We start from the raw sequence: 16,646 nt of genomic DNA, 5'->3' as shown, positions 1-16,646 counted from the left end.
TCAACCGAATCACCGGACGACTCCGGGCCCGGCGATGACCGGAGAGACGCTGCCGGCGGCGAGACCGTCCTGCCACCCCTGGTAGACGGCCGTGCCGTCCGGCAGCGGCACGGACAGGTGCGTGGACTCGTTCGGCGGGGTCACGTCGAGATGGGTCGGCGTCCACAGCGGCATGGTCGTGTAGCCGGTCGGGTCGATGTAGTGGATCGTGGTGTGCGCGGCGCCGCCCGAGCTGAGGGTGACCATGACCGGGGTGTCGGCCGTACGGGGTAGGGAGTAGATCACGCCGCCGGGCTGATCCTCGTTGGGGCTGGCGATGTCGACTCCGGGGAAGCCACGCATCGTGCAGGTGTGGTCGGAGATGTTGGTCAGCACCACGTCGGTCGAGTAGTGCTTGCCGGCGTCGCCGAGCCGGCTCTGCATGTCGGCGGGCACCTCGGTCCGCGGGCCCAGGGTCGCCGACAGGTCAGCGGTGTGGCACGGGCCCGCGGGCTGCGGGGCAGCGGGCGGCTGGCTCGAAGGGGCAGCGGCCGTGCTGGACTGGCTTTGCGTTGTCGGGGCCGGCGCATCGGCCACCGGCCTGGCGTCACTGGTCACCGCCGGACGCGCCAGCGCGAACCAGGCCACCAGCAGGGCCAACGCCAACGGCAGCAACGCCAACGGCCAGCGGGGCAGCAACGCCGTCTGCACGAGTTCGCCGTCGAGCTCCGTCGGATCCTGGCTCGTCGGCGTCGCGGTGACCTGGAAGGAGCTGGTCACCGGGCTGCCGAACCAGATCAGCCGCGACCCGCGCACCCGCAGCCGCACCTCGGCGTCCTCGCCGGGGTGCAGCGCGGTGCTCGACGGAACGCCGTTGTAGCGCAGCTCCTCCCCCGCATCGGCGGCGTCGAGGCCGACATCGATCGGCGTGTTGCCGTTGTTGGCCAACCGGACGTGAAAGCCGGCCCGCCATGCGGCACGCCGACGCCGTGGGGTCAGGGCGGCCGTCAGTTGGGCGAACGGTTCGATGGTCACCGTCGTCTCGGGCACGGTCGCCAGCTCGGGCCGTTGCGTGGGCCGAACTCGCACGGCCAGCGGCACGTCACCGGCGCGCACCTCGGGCGAACGGGGCGGGGCCAGTCTCAGCGTGACAACGCCGGAAGTGCCCGGGTACAGCGGCAGCCGCTCGGGTTCGACCGTGGTCCACGGCGCGCACGGTCCGATCACCTCGAAGGTGTAGGCCTCCACGATCTCGCTGTCGTTGCGGATGGTGAGGCTGGTCGTCGCCGTGTCGCCGGGTGCGACCACGACGGCCGCGAAGTCGGATTCCGGTGCAGTCACGCACCGACGGTAAGCGCGCGGGTCCGGCCGCCGACAGGTCGCGGCGGGCAGCCAACCGGCAGGCCCCGGCGTCCGTCCGGGCAACGGCTCTGCCCGGACGGACGCGGAACGGTCAGAGGCTGCGGGCCAGGCGGTCGGCCAGCACCTTGGTGAACTTGGCCGGGTCGGGCAGCTCGCCGCCCTCGGCCAGCAGGGCCATGCCGTAGAGCAGCTCGGCGGTCTCCCCCAGCTCGGTCTCGTGCCCGCCGGCGGCGAACGCGGTCCGCATGCCGGTGACCAGGGAGTGCTCGGGGTTGAGCTCCAGCACCCGCTTCACCGCCGGCACCGGCTGCCCCATGGCCCGGTACATCTTCTCCAGCGTGGGCGTGAGGTCGCCGGTCTCGCCGACCAGGCAGGCCGGGGAGGTGGTGAGCCGGGAGGACAGGCGGACCTGCTTGACGCTGTCGGTCAGATTCTCCGACAGCCAGGTCAGCAGCGGCCCGAACTCCTCGTCCTGCTCCTTGTTCTCCTCCTTGTCCTGGTCCAGGTCGACCTCGCCCTTGGCCACGGACTGGAAGGTCTTGCCCCGGTAGCCCTCGCCGGCGTCGACCCACATCTCGTCGATGCCGTCGGTGAGGATCAGCACCTCGAGGCCCTTGGCCCGGAACGCCTCCAGGTGCGGGGAGCTCTCCACGATGGACCGGGAGACGCCGGTCATGTAGTAGATGTGCTCCTGCCCCTCGGGCAGCCGCTCCACGTAGTCGGCCAGCGTGGTGGGCTTCTCGTCGTCGTGGGTGGAGGCGAACGAGCAGATGTCGAGAATGGTCTCGCGGTTCTCGGCGTCGGAGAGCAGGCCCTCCTTGACCGCGGGCCCGAACTCCGACCAGAAGGTCGAGTACTTCTCGGGCGCGTCGGCCTGCATCGTCTTCACCGTGGACAGCACCCGCTTGACCAGGCGGCGGCGCATCAGCTGGATCTGCCGGTCCTGCTGGAGGATCTCGCGGGACACGTTCAGCGACAGGTCCTGCGCGTCCACGACCCCCTTGACGAAGCGCAGGTACTCCGGCATCAGCTCCTCGCAGTCGTCCATGATGAACACCCGCTTGACGTAGAGCTGCACACCGCGCTTGCGCTCGCGCATGAACAGGTCGTACGGGGCCTTGGACGGCAGGAACAGCAGCGCCTGGTACTCGAAGGTGCCCTCGGCCCGGACGTGGACCGTCTCCAGCGGGTCGTTCCAGTCGCGGCTGATGTGCTTGTAGAACTCGGTGTACTCCTCGGCCGGCACCTCGTCCTTGGACCGGGCCCACAGCGCCTTGCCCGAGTTGACGGTCTCGAACTCGCGGGTGGTCTCGTCCTCGACCTTGCGCTCCACCTCCAGCTTCACCGGCCAGGTGATGAAGTCGGAGTAGCGGGTGACGATCTCCCGCAGCTTCCACTCGGCGGTGTAGTCGAACAGGTGGTCCTCGGTGTCCTCGGGCTTGAGCTTGAGGGTCACCGAGGTGCCCTGCGGGGCGTCCTCGACCGTCTCGATGGTGTACGTGCCCTCGCCCGCGGACTCCCAGCGGGTGCCGGTGGCCTCGCCGGCCTTGCGGGTCAACAACGTGACGTGGTCGGCGACCATGAAACTCGAGTAGAAGCCGACGCCGAACTGGCCGATCAGGTCCTGCGAGGCGGCCGAGTCCTTGGACTCCTTCAGCTTGCGCAGGAACTCGGCGGTGCCGGACTTGGCGATGGTGCCGATCAGCGCCACCACCTCGTCCCGGGACATGCCGATGCCGTTGTCCCGCACCGTGAGCGTGCGCTCGACGCGGTCGGCCTCCAGCTCGATGTGCAGGTCGGAGGTGTCGACCGCGAGGTCCTTGTCGCGGTAGCTCTCCAGGCGCAGCTTGTCCAGCGCGTCCGAGGCGTTGGAGATCAGCTCACGCAGGAAGGTGTCCTTGTTCGAGTAGATCGAGTGCACCATCAGTTGCAGCAGCTGGCGCGCCTCGGCCTGGAACTCGAGCGTCTCGACTGGCGTAGTCACCGGAATCCTTTCGCGCTGTGTGCACCGGCGTCGAGCACCGGGCCACCGAACAATGCAGGATACCGGGGGCGTTAGGGCGCCGTGACCTGAACGGTGGCAGTCCTGGTCACAGTGTTGGCGCCGGCGGCCACGACCGTGACGGTGACCTGGTAGCTGCCGGCGGGTGTGCCGGGCGGCGGGGTCAGCGCGACGGTCTGCTGCACCGGCAGGTGGTCGGACTTCAGCAGCAGCGCGCCGGGGCGGACGGTCCAGCCGGTGGACGCGCTGACCGCCACCGGCAGCGTGCCTGGGGCCTGCCCGAGCACGTCCACGTTCAGCCCGCGGATGGCGGCGTCCACGTGCCGGCGGGAGTCCGGGGCGGCGTGGTTGATCGACGGCGGCTCGGCCGACGGGCTGGTGGCCCAGTTCGACGGGCTGCCGCCGACGTCGACCCGGAGCGTGCCGCCGCGGCTGATGTCGTCCCAGCCCAGCCAGCTCTTCGCCACGCCGCGGCCGTTGAGCGACACGTTCTGAACGTACCGGTTCACATCCGTGACCCCGGGCGCGGTGACGGTCAGCTGCCGTTGTCCGATGTGGACGGTCGCGGTGGGGAACTGCGGACTGGACAGGGCCAGGAAGTTCCCGCCGCTGGTGGTCGGGTACAGGCCCAGCGAGGAGAACACGTACCAGGCCGACATGGTGCCCAGGTCGTCGTTGCCGGTCATGCCGTCGGGGCCGTTGGTGAACAGGGTCATCGCGGCCCGCACCACGGTGGCCGTCTTGGCCGGCGCGCCGGCCCACAGGTACATGTACGGCGCCAGCAGGTCGGGTTCGTTGTTCGGGTTGTAGGTGGCCTTGCTGTAGTAGTCGTAGGGGCTGGAGATCCAGTCGTCGTGGACCGCTTTCGCCGGATCAGCAAGCAGATGCGGGTAGGCGAAGAAGGCGTCCAGGCGCTGCTCGGCGGTCTTGCGGCCGCCCATCAGCTGCACCAGCCCGGCCGGGTCCTGCGGGACCAGCCACTGGTACTGGTACGCGCCGCCCTCGTGGAACTGGTGGTCGGCCGGCACCGGGTCGTACGGGGTGAGCCAGGTGCCGTCGGTCGTGCGGGGCCGGAACTGGCCGGTGGAGCTGTCCCACAGGTTCCGGTACCACTGGCCGCGCGCGGCGAACATCCGCGCGTCGGCGTGGTGCCCGAGGCCGTCGGCCATCAGGGCCAGGGCGGCGTCGGCCAGGGCGTACTCCTGGGTCGCCGAGGCCGGGTGGTCACAGTCGTTGTCGCCGCCCTTGTCGGCGCAGTCCTTGCCCCGCTGCAATCCGGACGGGATGTAGCCGCGGTCGGCGTAGAACGGCTGCCCGGTGCGGCCGTTGTACTGCGAGTCGGCCGGCGGCAGGCTGGTGGCGTTGGCCCGCAGCAACGCGTAGGCCTCCTGCTCGTGCCCCTTGAGCAGGCCCTTGGTCCAGGCCTCGACCAGGAACGGGGTGACCGGGTCGCCGGTCATGATGTTGGTCTCGCTGTTGGCCAGCGCCCAGCGGGGCAGCCAGCCGCCGTCCCGGCCGGCGGCCACCAGCGACAGCGCCACGTCCCGGGCCACGTCGGGGTGCAGCAGCTCCAGCAGCTGGTTCTGCGGGCGGTAGGTGTCCCACAGCGAGAAGTTCTGGTACGGCGTGTAGTCCGCCGCCTTGTGGGTCTTGGCGTCGAAGCCGGCGTAGCTGCCGTCCACGTCGCCGGCCAGGTTCGGGTGCAGTTGGGCGTGGTAGAGCGAGGTGTAGAAGGCGGTCTGCCGGTCCTGGGTGCCGCCGCCGACCTGGACGCTGTTCAGCTGGTTGACCCAGGTGGCGTGCAAGGCCGCCTTCGTGGCGTCGAAGTCGTAGGAGCCGCCGGTCTCCTGCTGGAGATTGGCCCGCGCGCCGGCCATGCCGGTGTAGGAGATGCCGACCTTGAGCACCACGTCGTGCTGGGTGGTGGCGTCGAAGGTGGCCCAGGCGCCGTTGCCGCCGGTCCCGGCCGCGTCCTTGGCGCCGGCGGTGGTCGTGCTGCCGCGCCAGGTCCCGTACGAGGCGAAGGGGCGGGAGAAGCTGGCGGTGAAGTAGACGGTGTGCTGGTCGTGTCCGGCGCAGAAGCCGCCGTCGTGCACGCGTCCCTCGACCGTGTGGTCGTCGACGATGTGGACCTCTGAGTCGAGCACCGACTGGTTGGCCTGGCCGGTGTTGAACAGCACGTTGGCCGCCGCAGTGGCCGGGAACGTGTAGCGCTGCCAACCGGTCCGCGGCGTGGCCGTCACTTCGGCGTTAACGCCGTAGGTGGACAGGCCGACCCGGTAGTAACCGGGCGTGGCCTGTTCGTTCGTGTGCGAATAGCTCGACGCGTACTTGGCCGGATCCACGGTGGTGACGGCGCCGGTGGTCGGCATGACCGGCAGCTCCCCCATCACGCCACAGCCCACCCCGGACAAATGGGTTTGGCTGAAGCCGTAAATGGCCTTCTGGTCGTAGTCGTAACCGCCCTGGCCGCCAGTGTCCGGACTGACCTGCACCATGCCGAACGGGGCGCTGGCCCCGGGAAAGGTGTTGCCGGAGTTCTCGGTGCCCACGAACGGGTTCACCAGCGTCGTCGGATCGGCTGGCGCGGCCTGCGCGCCGGGACCGACCGTGACCGTCAGAAATCCCGCCGCCAGCGCGGAAACCGCCATCGCGGAACGTAAACGCATGTCGGCCAGCCCCCTCGGTAGCCATTCGGTTACGTCATGCACTAGACCAATGCCCCACTGCGGTGTCAAACAACCCGTCTGCCCGTTGTCCGGTAGATGCGCCGTTTGAGTGAAGATCCTCTCGGGCGACTCCGCACCGGGCCGGGAGAGCGACTACGGTGGCTGACCGACCGCCGTCGAGTGGAGGCGTCATGAACACGGACGCGTGTCCCGACGGCCGGCGCTGGATGGGTGTGGGCCAATCCAGCGCCACCGAACCGAGGACCGCCGCGGCCCAGGCCGCGCACACCGCCCTGACCGGGGCGGATCCCAAGCTGCTCATCGTGTGGGCGGCGATCACCTACGACCTGGCCCAGACCCTGGCCGGCGTGCGCGACGTCGCCGGCCCGGACGTGCCGGTGATCGGATGCACCACCCGGGGCGAGATCTGCGACGGCGGCGCCAACGACGGCACCGTCGTGGTGGCCGCGATCGGCGGCCCCGGCTTCGCCGTCAGCACGGCCGCCGCCGAGAACGTGGCCGGCCGGCAGCGCGAGGCCGGCGAGGAACTGGGCCACAGCGTCACCGAGATCCCGGGCCTGCCGCACCGGGTGCTGGTGCTGCTGACCGACGGGCTGGTCCGCGACCAGGAGCAGATCCTGCGCGGCTGCTACACCGTGCTCGGAGCCAGCGTGCCGCTGTTCGGCGGCTCCGGCGCGGACGGCTGGCGGATGAAGCAGGCCTATCTGCTGGCCGGGGACCGGGTGCTGACCAACGCGGTGGTGGCGGCCACGATCCACTCGGACGCGCCGCTGTCGGTCGGGGTGCGGCACGGGTTCCGCCCGGTCGGCGAGCCGATGATCGTCACCGGCAGCCGGGACGGCCGGATCCAGACCGTGGACGACCGGCCGGCGCTGGACGTGTACCTGGACCGGCTGGGCGCGCCGGCCGAGGCCTACACCGACCGGGAAGCGCTGATGCGGTTCGCGCTGCCCCGGCCGCTGGGCCTGCAACGGCGCAACGGCGTCGACGCGCGCAACGTCAGCACCCAGATCGACCTGGAGGGCCGGTCGCTCGGCGGCGGCGGCAGCTTCGACCACGGCGGCCTGGTGTGGGCCATGACCGGTGACGAGCAGTCCATCCTGGCCGCCACCGACGCGGCCTGCCAGGAGGCGCTGGCCGGGCTGGGCGGGCGGGAACCGGTCGGGCTGCTGACGATCAGCTGCGCGGCGATCCGGGCCATCCTGGACGACGAGGCCCTGCGGCGGGACAACGCCCGGCTGGCCAAGTGGGCCGAGCAGGCCCCGTTCGCCGGCTTCTACGCGTACGGCGAGATCGCCCGGGCCCGGGGCATCCACGGCTTCCACAACCAGACGCTCGCTGTGCTGGCCCTCGGCTGAGATGACCACATTCGGTGGCGGTGCGTACCACGACGGCCAGCAACTGTTGGAGCTGCTGGCCGTCGTGTCGGAGTGCTCGGACGAGGTGTCGGCGGCCCATGCCGCGGTCGAGCGGGCCGCCACGGCCCTGGAGGCCGAGGTGGCCGCGGTGGTCATCGACGACGAGGTGACGGCGGTCGTCGGCTTCCCGGTGGGCCGGGTCCCGGCGGCCGACCTGGTCGCGGTGGCCGGACGCGAACGCGACAACGTTGACGTGCCCGGGGTCGGGCGCTGTCACGCCATCGCCGCCGACTGGGGCGGCGGCCGGCCCGGGCACCTGGTGCTGGCCCGCTGGGGCGCGCAGGGGTTCTCCGTCGAGGAGCGCAACGTGGTCCGGGGCATGGCGCGGCTGCTGGAGCTGACGCTGACCATGCTGCGGACCTTGCAGGCCGAGCACGAGATGCGGGAGCGCAGCGAGCGGCAGGCGGCCGAGAACGCCGAGCTGCTGGCGTCCCTGCAGCAGCGGCAGCGGCTGCTGGAGCACCTGTTCGACGTGCAGCGGGCGATCTCCCGGCGGCGGCCGCTGCCGCAGGTGCTGGACATGATCGCCGCCGCCGCCCGGCAGCTGCTCGGCGACGGCGCGGTCGGGCTGTGGCTGCGGGACGACTCCGATCCGCAGCAGATTTCCCTGGTCGCCGGGGCGGGGCTGGCCGTCGACGTCGAGCGCGAGACCCCGACCATGCCGCTGGCCGAGGCCGGCACCGTCGGCGCGGCGATCATGTCCGGCGGCGTCGTGGTCGGCGGCGACGACAACACCGAGGGCCTGGCGTCCATGGCCGCCCCCGTGCACGACAGCGGCACCGTCACCGGCGGCCTGGTGGTGGTCGCCGACCGGCCCGGGCGGCTCTACGCGCCGCCCGAGGTGCAGATGCTCCAGTCCTTCGCCGAGCACGTCAGCCTGGCGCTGACCGACGCCAACACCGTGGACCGCATGCACCAGGCCTTCCACGACTCCGTGACCGGCCTGGCCAGCCGCAGCCTGTTCCTGGACCGGCTGGCCCACCAGCTGGAGCTCACCGGTCACGGCGGCGGGCGGGTGGCGCTGCTGTTCATCGACCTCGACCGGTTCAAGGCCATCAACGACACCCTGGGCCACGCCGCCGGCGACACCCTGCTGACCATCACCGCCGACCGGATCGTCGCCCAGCTGCGGGACAGCGACGTCGCCGCCCGGTTCGGCGGCGACGAGTTCGCCGTGATGCTGCAGAACGTGTCGGCACCGGGCGACGCCGCGAAGGTCGCCGACCGGATCCTGCGCGGCCTGCACGAGCCGATGCGCATCGCCGGCCGGCAGCTCCAGGTCAGCGCCTCCGTCGGCATCGCGTTGAGCACGCACGGCATGACCGACCCGGCGGCGCTGGTCCGCCGGGCCGACATCGCCATGTACCGGGCCAAGCGCAACGGCCGTGGGCGCTACGACGTGTTCGCCGACGAGATGCTGCTGGCCTTCACCGACGGCGAGACTCAGCCCACCGTGTAGTGGTAGTGCAGGGCCGCCAGCTGGTCGGCGCTCGGGCTGTTCCCGTACTGGGTCAACGCGGAGCTGTCGTCCAGGAACAGCGTTCCGTCCACAATGGAGCCGACCGGCCCGGTGGGGTGAATGGTCAGGTACAGGGTGGTGGTCTGTCCGGGTTGGACGATCACCGGGTGGAAGTCGTTGCCCCACAGGCTCCCGGACGGCGACTGGGCGTCGCTGTCGAAGGCGCGGGTGGTGACGTTCATCGCCATGCTGGCGGTGAACGGTTGGATCGGGCCGGGGCCGACCGCGCTGAGGGTGGCGTACCAGAGCCCCGGCGTGACGTTGTCGGCGCTGAACGACGCGACGGCGGAGTTGCCGAAGGCGGTGGAGCCGATGTCGGGTTCACCGTTGTAGGGGCCGGCGTCGAACATGACGGGCGCGGTTCCCTGCGCGAGCAGGGACACGGAACTGGTGTTGGTCGGCACGTTCCACAGTGGCGTGTTCTCGGTCTGCGGCATCGGCACGACGATGCTGTCGGTCGGCGTGAGCGGCTTCAGGGTCATGGACACCGACTGCGCCAGCCGGGCGTCGAGGAAGTACGAACCGACGGCCGGAGAGTCGTTGTGCACGGTCACGGCGACGACCTGCGTGCTGCCGGCCTTCACGACGCCGCCGGTGGGCAGTCCGGAAACCTTGGGCGCCACCGGATCGAAGGTGACGCGCCCGGTCAGCGGGGTGTGGATGGCGTTGCCCAGCACGGGATTGGTGAACGTGATGATCACAGTCCACCGGCCGGCGGCCGGATTCACGGCGTGCAGCCGGGTTCCGTTGCCGCTGACGGTCGCGCCCTGGCCGACGGGCAGTTGGTTGCTGCCCTGGGCGGCGGTCTGGCCGTCGGGCGAGATCAGGTAGGTGTAGTAGGGATCCTTGTCCGCCAACACCGTGCTGACGTCCAGGGCCGGCTTGCCCGCCGGCACGTCGACGTTGTAGAAGAACGTCTGCGCGGGCGTGCCGGTGCGGCCGTTGCCGCCGGTCATGTCGGCAGCGAAGGTTCCGACACCGCCGCGGATCGGGACCAGGGTCCGCAGGCTGATCGGCAGCGAGCCGCCGGTGTACGTCAGTGCCGCGCTCACGTCGCCCGCCTCGGTCGGCAGCTTGACGTTCACCTTGACCTTGGCCGACTTCCCCGGCGGCAGCACAACCTTGCTCGGTGTCACCGTCCCGAATGGACGATTGCTGGCCACCCGGGCCTCGAAGTGCACAACACCCTGGTAGCCGTTGGCGCTCCGGGTGGCCGCGATGACGGCGGTCCAGTGACCGGCCACCGGCGAGCCGACGTCGCTGTGCCCGTGGTTGCCGATTCCTTCCGGCAGGCTGTAGCCGGCGACCCGTCCCTTCGGGTCCAGCAGCAGCATGTCGACGGTTGTCTTGTCAGCGCCCGGATTCGCGAACTCGGCGTCGAGCCGGTCGCTGCCGGCCGGCACGTCGAACGGCACCTTGACGTATCCCCGGGTCGCACCCCGCGCGCTGACATAGGTCGGATCCGAAGCCGAGAGCTGGACGTCGGCGTCGCGAACCGCCCGGCTGGTCCCCTGGGTCCGCCCGGCCAGGTCCACCGTCTTGGCCGTGGCACCGGTGTTGGTCAGGTTCACGGTGAACTGCTGGTCGCTGCCAGCCGTACCGACCGCGTCCAATTGGTCGGTGTCGGCGATGACATTGTCGCCGACGGACCTTGCCGCCTGCACGGCCCGGTACGCGTCGACCCGGCCGGCCCCCTGCTCGAAGGCGGCGATCCCGAGGTCGTCCGCGGTGCCGGTGATCAGGTGGCTGACCAGCGCCGGCGACGGCGTCACGCCACCGTGGGTCTCCCGGTAGGCCTGGATCACCAGCGCCGCCACCCCGGCGACCAGCGGCCCGGCCTCGCTGGTGCCGCCGGAAAGGTAGACGCCGCTGGGCTTTCCGTTGTAGTCGACGCAGTCCGGCGCGGCCTTCGGGTCGGCGGTGCAGATGGCCCAGTCCAGGTCGCCGGGCGCGACGATGTCGATGCCCCGGCCCTGCTCGGTGAACCCGCCCGAGGACAGCGAGCTGATGTTGTCGCTGACCCAGCCGGTGCCGCCGACATCGGCCAGCCCGGCCTCGTTGACCTGCGCGTACGAGCGGTAGGTGGTCGAGGCCCCGACGGAGATCACGCCCGGCTGCGAGGCCGGCGACCAGATCGTGCTGTTCAGGCCGGAGTCGTAGGAGGGCACGGTGATCGTCACGCCGGCCGCCATCGCGTTGGCGTTGGCCGTCTTGATCAGGTCGGCGCTGGTGTCCGGCATCGGGAACGAGCCGGCCTCCTCGTTGAGCACGTTCACGTGGTCGGTGTAGACCGCGTAGTCGATGGCCTGGAGAAAGGCCGACGTGGTGGTGTAGTCGTTGCTGCCGTACACCTTGTAGGCGGTCAGGTTCACCCGCGGCGCAACGCCTTCGACCCGGATCCGGCACGGGGTGGGCAGGTGCCGGGCGGTGTAGCCGGCCAGGTCGTACACGCCGTTGCCCTGCGCGGCGATCATGCCGTCGTCCAGGAAGGACTCGATGTCCTCGGACACCACCGAGCCGCCCTCGCCGGTGAAGTCCTGGTAGCTGGTGATCACGTGCGAGCCGTCGGGCCGCACCAGCTCCGGGGTGTTCACGTCGATGCTGCCGGCGATGTCGCCGACGGTCACGCCCGCGCCGGTGGCCCCCAGGCTCCGCGCGGTCTTCGCCGCCGGATCGTCGGAGACGGCGTGAATGACGCCCACCGCCTCGGGATTCAGCTGCACCCCGCCGTTGGGAGCACAGGCGCCCGGCAAGGCCTGGCCACCGGCCGCGGTGGCGGCCTTGTCCTGCCGGGGAATCCAGATCAGCGCGTCCGGAACCACCTTGGCCACCCGGGAATCCGCCCGTAACCGGGCCAGCTGCTGGGGCGACACGGTGGCCGAATATCCGTTCACGACACCGAGCCGCCGCACGTCCTGGGCCCCGGCCAGGGCCGGAATGCTGGCGTCGGCGTGCACACCGCCCCCACCGGCCAGTTCCACGACGACCGGGGAGTCAGGGCCCACGTCGGCGGCCGCGATCGCCTGGGGCGATCCGACAATCGGCCCGGAAACAATCAGCAAAGCCGCCGCGCAGCCGGCGATGATCCGCATGCCCGCGATGATGCCGGCGGCGGATCACCGCCAGTAGGCCCGATCGTCGGTCTCTGGATGAAACCGACGATCGGGCCAAGGCACTCAGCCGTCCGAGCGCTTGCGGTGCAGGCTGAACTTCTCGAACACCGACAGGTCGCCGTTCGGCTTGTTCACGTTGTAGTACGTCACGTGCATGGTCGTGGTGTCGCCGGGACGGCGGCCCGGGTCAACCGTGAACGCGGCGAAGCCGTACGGGTGGTCGAGGTCGCGGACCGCGCTCCACACCGCCTCTTCCTTCGTGTAGGTGGGCGTCCGCTTGCCGTTGGAGCCCGGCGTCGCGGAGACCGCGGTCAGCACCTTGGCGCTGCCGTCCTTGAAGAAGGAACCGTTGGTGGTGCCGGAAACACCGCCGCCGCCGAGGATCATGTGCACGGTGCCGTGGGTGGCGTCGATGTTGTCGGTGGCCGAGGACACCGGGTTCGGCGTCAGCGTCTCGCTGCCCGACACCACGCCGCGCACGGCCAGCGAACGCTCGTAGTCGTGCTCGTGCCCGCACAGCACCAGGTCCACACCGTACTTGTCGAACAGCGGGCCGTACTTCTGCCGCAGCCCCAGGTCCGCGCCGTTGGCGTCGGAGGTGCTGATCATCACCTGGTGCATGGCCACGACGACCCAGTCGATGTCCCGGGACTTGCGCGCCGCCGCCAGCTCCTTCTCCAGCCAGGCCAGCTGCCGGCCGCCGGAGTAGCCGCTGATGTAGACGTCGCCGCCGTCCTGCAGGCAGTTGTCGTCGTTCTGCAGCACGATCACCCGCACCGAGCCGGCGGTGAACGAGTACCACAGGCCGGCCAGCTCCGGGTCGGTCTCGGTGGAGGGCAGCTGGAAGTAGGCCTGGTACGCGCCGAGGCCGATCGGGCCGTTCTGCTTCTCGATCTCGTGGTTGCCGGCCGCCGGCATCCACGGCCGGAACCGGGCCGAGCGGGTGTTGTTGGTGAAGAAGTTGTTCCAGGTCCGGACCCGGTCCACGTCCAGGTTGGCGTAGCACAGGTCGCCGTTGAGCAGGTGGAACAGCGGGGCCACGGTCTCGATGCCGGTGACGATGTCCTTGGTGGCCGGCGTGGAGTTGGCGTCCAGGCCGACCGAGCCGTTGCTGGCCCAGGTGACCTGTGGCGCCGACTGGTCGCCGAAGCTGGTGAAGGTGAACGGCATGCGGCCGGACGGCGCGGTGCGGAACGTGCCGGCGTCCGGGGTCGCGCCGTCGTGCTGCGCCGCGTACATGTACTGGGTGTTGGGGCGCAGGCGGTTCAGTTCCGCGTGGTGGACGTAGACCGTGCGGCCGGAAGTGCCGTCCACATAGGTCTTGGTGTCGGCGTCGACGCAACCGCCGAAGCCGCCCTCCAGCGTGCCGTACACGACCCGCGGCTTGCGCACCGAGCTCTCGGTGATCCAGGAGACGACCATCTGGCGGGACGGGTCACGGCCAAACGTCAGATGCAGGCCCTGCACCGGGGTCGCGCCGTTGCCGACGCTGGGCACGAACGCCGGCGTCGCCGCCTCGGCGGTGGCGGAGCCCAGCAGCGGGGCCGCGGCGGCGGTCGCGCCGAGCAGGCCCAGCGCTCCTCTTCGGCTGACGGTGCGCTTGTCGGACATCGGGTCTCCTCAGCTCGGGATCGCGCAGAACCTAGGCTGGCGGAGCGACGTAGGCGTGAACATGATCTGTCCGAACGATGAATCAGCCTGACGGACCGAACCTTTCGACCCGGATGTCCTCCGTGGGCACGCCGATGTCCAGCAGCAGCATGCTGGCCGCCTCGGCGAAAGCCGCGGAACCGCAGACGTAACAGGTGGCGCCGGGCGTGTAGAGGGGCACCAGTTCCTGCGCGGTCAGCCGGCCGGCCCCGCGCCCGCGGAAGTCCTCGCGGGTCACCGCGATCAGCGCGTTCGCGGCGGTAAGTTCGTTGGCGTACGGCAGATCCTCGGCCGTACGCACCGACACCGCCACGTGAAAGTTGTCGGAACTGTGCCGCAGCATGGAGATCAGCGGCACCACGCCCGAGCCGCCGCCGACGCCCAGCGCCGGCGCGGATCCGTTCCAGGCGAACCAGCCGCCGATCGGGCCGCGCACCTCCAACTCGTCGCCCGGCACCACGACATCGGCCAGGTACGACGACACCTCGCCGTCCTCCAGCCGTTCCACGAACAGCTCCAGCAGCGGGTCGTCCGGGGCCGAGGCCACCGAGTACGACCGCTGGGCCCGATAGCCGTCCTCCGCCGTCAGCCGCACCACGTAGTGCTGGCCCGACAGATGCCGGACCCGGTCCGGCACGTCCAGGCGCAACGTCACGCTGCGCGGCGTGTCGTGTCGGACCGCCACCACCTTCGCGTACCGCCAGCCTCGCGGGTCAGTCACCCTGGTACCGCTGTTCCAGCCAGGGGTCGCCCAGGTCGTGATACCCGTTGCGCTCCCAGAAACCCTGCTCGTCGTGGTCCAGCAGGGTCAGCTTCGTGACCCACTTCGCGCTCTTCCAGAAGTACAGGTGCGGCACCAGCAGCCGGACCGGGCCGCCGTGGTCCCGGTGCAGCGGCTTGCCCTCGTGGGTCCAGACCAGCCACGCCTTGCCGTTGCGCAGATGCTCCAGCGGCAGGTTGGTCGTGTAGCCGGTCGTCGACGTCGCCAGCACGTGCGTGGCCTCCGGCAGCGGCTCCACCTGATCCAGCAGTAGGTCGATGCTCACGCCGCCGAACCTCGTGTCGAACTTCGACCACGTCGTCACGCAGTGGATGTCCCCGCGGTACTCCTCCTGCGGCAACGCGTGCAGCTCGTCCCACGTCCACCTGCCCGGCTGCCGCACCAGGCCGTCGATGCTCATCGTCCAGCGGTCGGTGTGCACGCTCGGCGTGACCTCCGCCGTCAACACCGGGAAGTCCCGCCCGATGTCGTACTGCCCCGGCGGCAGCCGCCGGTCCCTCGGCGCCCGCCGCTTGCCGACGAAGCCCCGCGTCGGTCGACTCATGGCCGAAGTATGCCCGCCCGCCCAGCCGAACGCGAGCCCCGCCTGGAGTGGCCGAGGATCGCTCACACGGCCAGGGCGTAGCCCAGGAACACCGCGCCCAGCCCGGCGATCAGGCTGATCAGCACGTTCATCACCGCGTACAGGTAGGATTTCTGCTCGACCAGCCGCAGCGTCTCGTAGCTGAACGTGCTGTACGTCGTGAGCGCACCGCAGAACCCGGTGCCCACCAGAGCTGCCACGCCACTGGGCAGTGAAGTCCCCGCGCCGGCGAGAAATCCCAGCACCAGGCAGCCGAAGACGTTCACCGTCATCGTGCCCCACGGGAAGATCGAGTCGTTGCGCGTCTGCACGGCCCGGTCGGTCAGATACCGCAGCGGCGCGCCGACGATCGCGCCGACGAACACCAGCGCCAACGTCACGCCGCAACCTCCGCCGGCTTCCGGGTCAGCGCCCGCGTCAGCGACACACCGGCCAGCACGGCCAGCATCGCCGCGGCCAGCGTGCCGAACAGGTACGCCATCGCGACAGGCACCTCGCCCGGGGCGAGCAGGGCCCGCGTCTCCACGGCGTAGGTGGAGAACGTGGTGAAGCCGCCCAACACGCCGACGCCCAGGAAGGGTCGCAGCAGCGGGCGCTGTCCCCATCGGACCATCAGCACGCCGATCAGGAAGCAGCCCAACACGTTGATGGAAAACGTCCCCCAGGGAAAGTGCCCCGGCGTGGTCGGCAGCCACAGCGAGACGCCGTAGCGGGCCAGCGCGCCGAGCCCGCCGCCGGCGGCGATCACCGCGAGCACGCCGCCGTGGGTGCGGGCCATTTCGCGCCGCTGCGCCGGAACATGGAGGTCGACGTCAGGGTCGACAGACACACAGCCTCCTACGAGAACCCGAACGGACAGGATCCAGTAGGGACTGTTGGCGGCGACGTGTGCCACGGTTTCCCCGGCCTGCGGGGCCGGCGAGCCCCACCGCCGGTCGGCCTCAGTGTACCGGCACGGCCGTGGCGCTGGTGGGTCGTCCTGGACGGAGGAGGTGTGTGTCATGCCTCAGCAGGCGTGGATCGACAAGCGAGAAACAAGAACCGTGCCCAGCAGGGTATGGGTGTCTCCAAGACCTACAAACCCCGGTCGCGGACGTCTCCAACCACCCCAAACCCCGGAGGTTTGTAGCGGTTGAAGACCGTGCCCGGGCGGGTTTGTAGGTCTTGGAGACGCACAAACGTCAGAAGTCGGCCAGGGCCGAGTCGACCGAGTCGCGGATGGCGAAACCGGCGTCGAGGCCGGTGATCTCCAGCGGGCGCAGCACCACCCGGTTGTCGGCGGCCAGCCGCAGGGTGACCGCGGCCTGCCCGGCCTTCTCGCCGACGGCGGCCAGCATGGCCAGCCCGGCCGAGGCCAGGAAGGTCAGCCCGGTCATGTCCACCACCAGGCCGCTGGGCCCGGCCTGGAGGGCCTGGTCCAGCTCCAGGGTCGCCGCCGGCACGGTCTGCATGTCCAGCTCGCCGGCCAGGTGGACGACGGCGACGCCGTCGACCAGCTCGGTGTCGGCGGCGAAGGCGCCGGGGTTCTCGGGCACGTACTCTCCCTGTC

General features: G+C 70.6%; 12 protein-coding genes. 2 read left to right on the top strand and 10 right to left on the bottom strand.

Annotated features, from left to right (window positions below; genetic code table 11):
• Positions 1-9: 9 nt before the first annotated feature.
• The 3 genes from JJ691_RS03075 to JJ691_RS03065 form a co-directional block, all read right to left on the bottom strand.
• The gene (locus tag JJ691_RS03075; RefSeq protein ID WP_211767279.1) at positions 10-1,320 is read right to left on the bottom strand and encodes a DUF4232 domain-containing protein; all 1,311 of its coding nucleotides are present in this window, start codon (positions 1,318-1,320) and stop codon (positions 10-12) included.
• Between the two features lie 112 nt (positions 1,321-1,432).
• Positions 1,433-3,325, bottom strand: a complete 1,893-nt coding sequence (htpG, locus tag JJ691_RS03070; RefSeq protein ID WP_211767278.1) for a molecular chaperone HtpG — start codon at positions 3,323-3,325, stop codon at positions 1,433-1,435.
• 71 nt (positions 3,326-3,396) lie between these two features.
• Positions 3,397-6,012: a GH92 family glycosyl hydrolase gene (locus JJ691_RS03065; protein WP_211767277.1), complete on the bottom strand. Its 2,616-nt coding sequence runs from the start codon at positions 6,010-6,012 to the stop codon at positions 3,397-3,399.
• Positions 6,013-6,203: 191 nt separating this feature from the next.
• Here JJ691_RS03065 and JJ691_RS03060 point away from each other — a divergent pair, with 191 nt between their 5' ends.
• Both JJ691_RS03060 and JJ691_RS03055 read left to right on the top strand, forming a co-directional pair.
• A complete protein-coding gene (locus JJ691_RS03060) occupies positions 6,204-7,391 on the top strand; it encodes an FIST signal transduction protein (protein ID WP_211767276.1) in 1,188 nt (395 codons plus the stop codon).
• A 1-nt stretch (position 7,392) separates the two neighbouring features.
• Entirely contained in the window at positions 7,393-8,910 is a 1,518-nt protein-coding gene (locus JJ691_RS03055; protein WP_211767275.1) for a sensor domain-containing diguanylate cyclase, read from the top strand.
• Here JJ691_RS03055 and JJ691_RS03050 read toward each other — a convergent pair.
• From JJ691_RS03050 to JJ691_RS03020, 7 genes are all read right to left on the bottom strand, one after another.
• Positions 8,895-12,062 (bottom strand): S8 family serine peptidase, encoded by a 3,168-nt coding sequence (locus JJ691_RS03050; RefSeq protein WP_211767274.1) that lies wholly within the window; start codon positions 12,060-12,062, stop codon positions 8,895-8,897. The two genes, JJ691_RS03055 and JJ691_RS03050, sit on opposite strands and share 16 nt — an antisense overlap.
• 84 nt (positions 12,063-12,146) lie before the next feature.
• On the bottom strand, positions 12,147-13,694 hold the full coding sequence (locus tag JJ691_RS03045) for a purple acid phosphatase family protein (RefSeq protein ID WP_211767273.1): 1,548 nt from the start codon (positions 13,692-13,694) through the stop codon (positions 12,147-12,149).
• A gap of 82 nt (positions 13,695-13,776) precedes the next feature.
• Positions 13,777-14,454 carry an FAD-binding oxidoreductase gene (locus JJ691_RS03040; RefSeq protein WP_249227643.1) on the bottom strand — a complete coding sequence of 226 codons (678 nt, stop codon included), beginning with the start codon at positions 14,452-14,454 and terminating at the stop codon, positions 13,777-13,779.
• Positions 14,447-15,058, bottom strand: a complete 612-nt coding sequence (locus JJ691_RS03035; RefSeq protein ID WP_211767272.1) for a sulfite oxidase-like oxidoreductase — start codon at positions 15,056-15,058, stop codon at positions 14,447-14,449. Before JJ691_RS03035 ends, JJ691_RS03040 begins: the two co-directional genes overlap by 8 nt.
• 62 nt (positions 15,059-15,120) lie before the next feature.
• Positions 15,121-15,477 (bottom strand): fluoride efflux transporter CrcB, encoded by a 357-nt coding sequence (gene crcB, locus JJ691_RS03030; RefSeq protein ID WP_211767271.1) that lies wholly within the window; start codon positions 15,475-15,477, stop codon positions 15,121-15,123.
• A complete protein-coding gene (gene crcB / locus JJ691_RS03025; RefSeq protein ID WP_306291348.1) occupies positions 15,474-15,926 on the bottom strand; it encodes a fluoride efflux transporter CrcB in 453 nt (150 codons plus the stop codon). Before crcB (JJ691_RS03025) ends, crcB (JJ691_RS03030) begins: the two co-directional genes overlap by 4 nt.
• 352 nt (positions 15,927-16,278) lie before the next feature.
• Positions 16,279-16,632 carry an STAS domain-containing protein gene (locus JJ691_RS03020; protein ID WP_211767270.1) on the bottom strand — a complete coding sequence of 118 codons (354 nt, stop codon included), beginning with the start codon at positions 16,630-16,632 and terminating at the stop codon, positions 16,279-16,281.
• Between the last annotated feature and the right edge of the window lie 14 nt (positions 16,633-16,646).

It is taken from the genome of Kutzneria sp. CA-103260 (assembly GCF_018263855.1).
Lineage (GTDB): Bacteria > Actinomycetota > Actinomycetes > Mycobacteriales > Pseudonocardiaceae > Kutzneria.
This window is presented reverse-complemented; position numbering and strand designations above follow the sequence as displayed.

Excerpts from the sequence above, each read along its gene's own strand:
- JJ691_RS03065 (WP_211767277.1), bottom strand. The coding sequence starts at position 6,012 with ATGCGTTTACGTTCCGCGATGGCGGTTTCCGCGCTGGCGGCGGGATTT.
- JJ691_RS03060 (WP_211767276.1), top strand. The coding sequence starts at position 6,204 with ATGAACACGGACGCGTGTCCCGACGGCCGGCGCTGGATGGGTGTGGGC.
- JJ691_RS03055 (WP_211767275.1), top strand. The coding sequence starts at position 7,393 with ATGACCACATTCGGTGGCGGTGCGTACCACGACGGCCAGCAACTGTTG.
- JJ691_RS03050 (WP_211767274.1), bottom strand. The coding sequence starts at position 12,062 with ATGCGGATCATCGCCGGCTGCGCGGCGGCTTTGCTGATTGTTTCCGGG.
- JJ691_RS03045 (WP_211767273.1), bottom strand. The coding sequence starts at position 13,694 with ATGTCCGACAAGCGCACCGTCAGCCGAAGAGGAGCGCTGGGCCTGCTC.
- JJ691_RS03035 (WP_211767272.1), bottom strand. The coding sequence starts at position 15,058 with ATGAGTCGACCGACGCGGGGCTTCGTCGGCAAGCGGCGGGCGCCGAGG.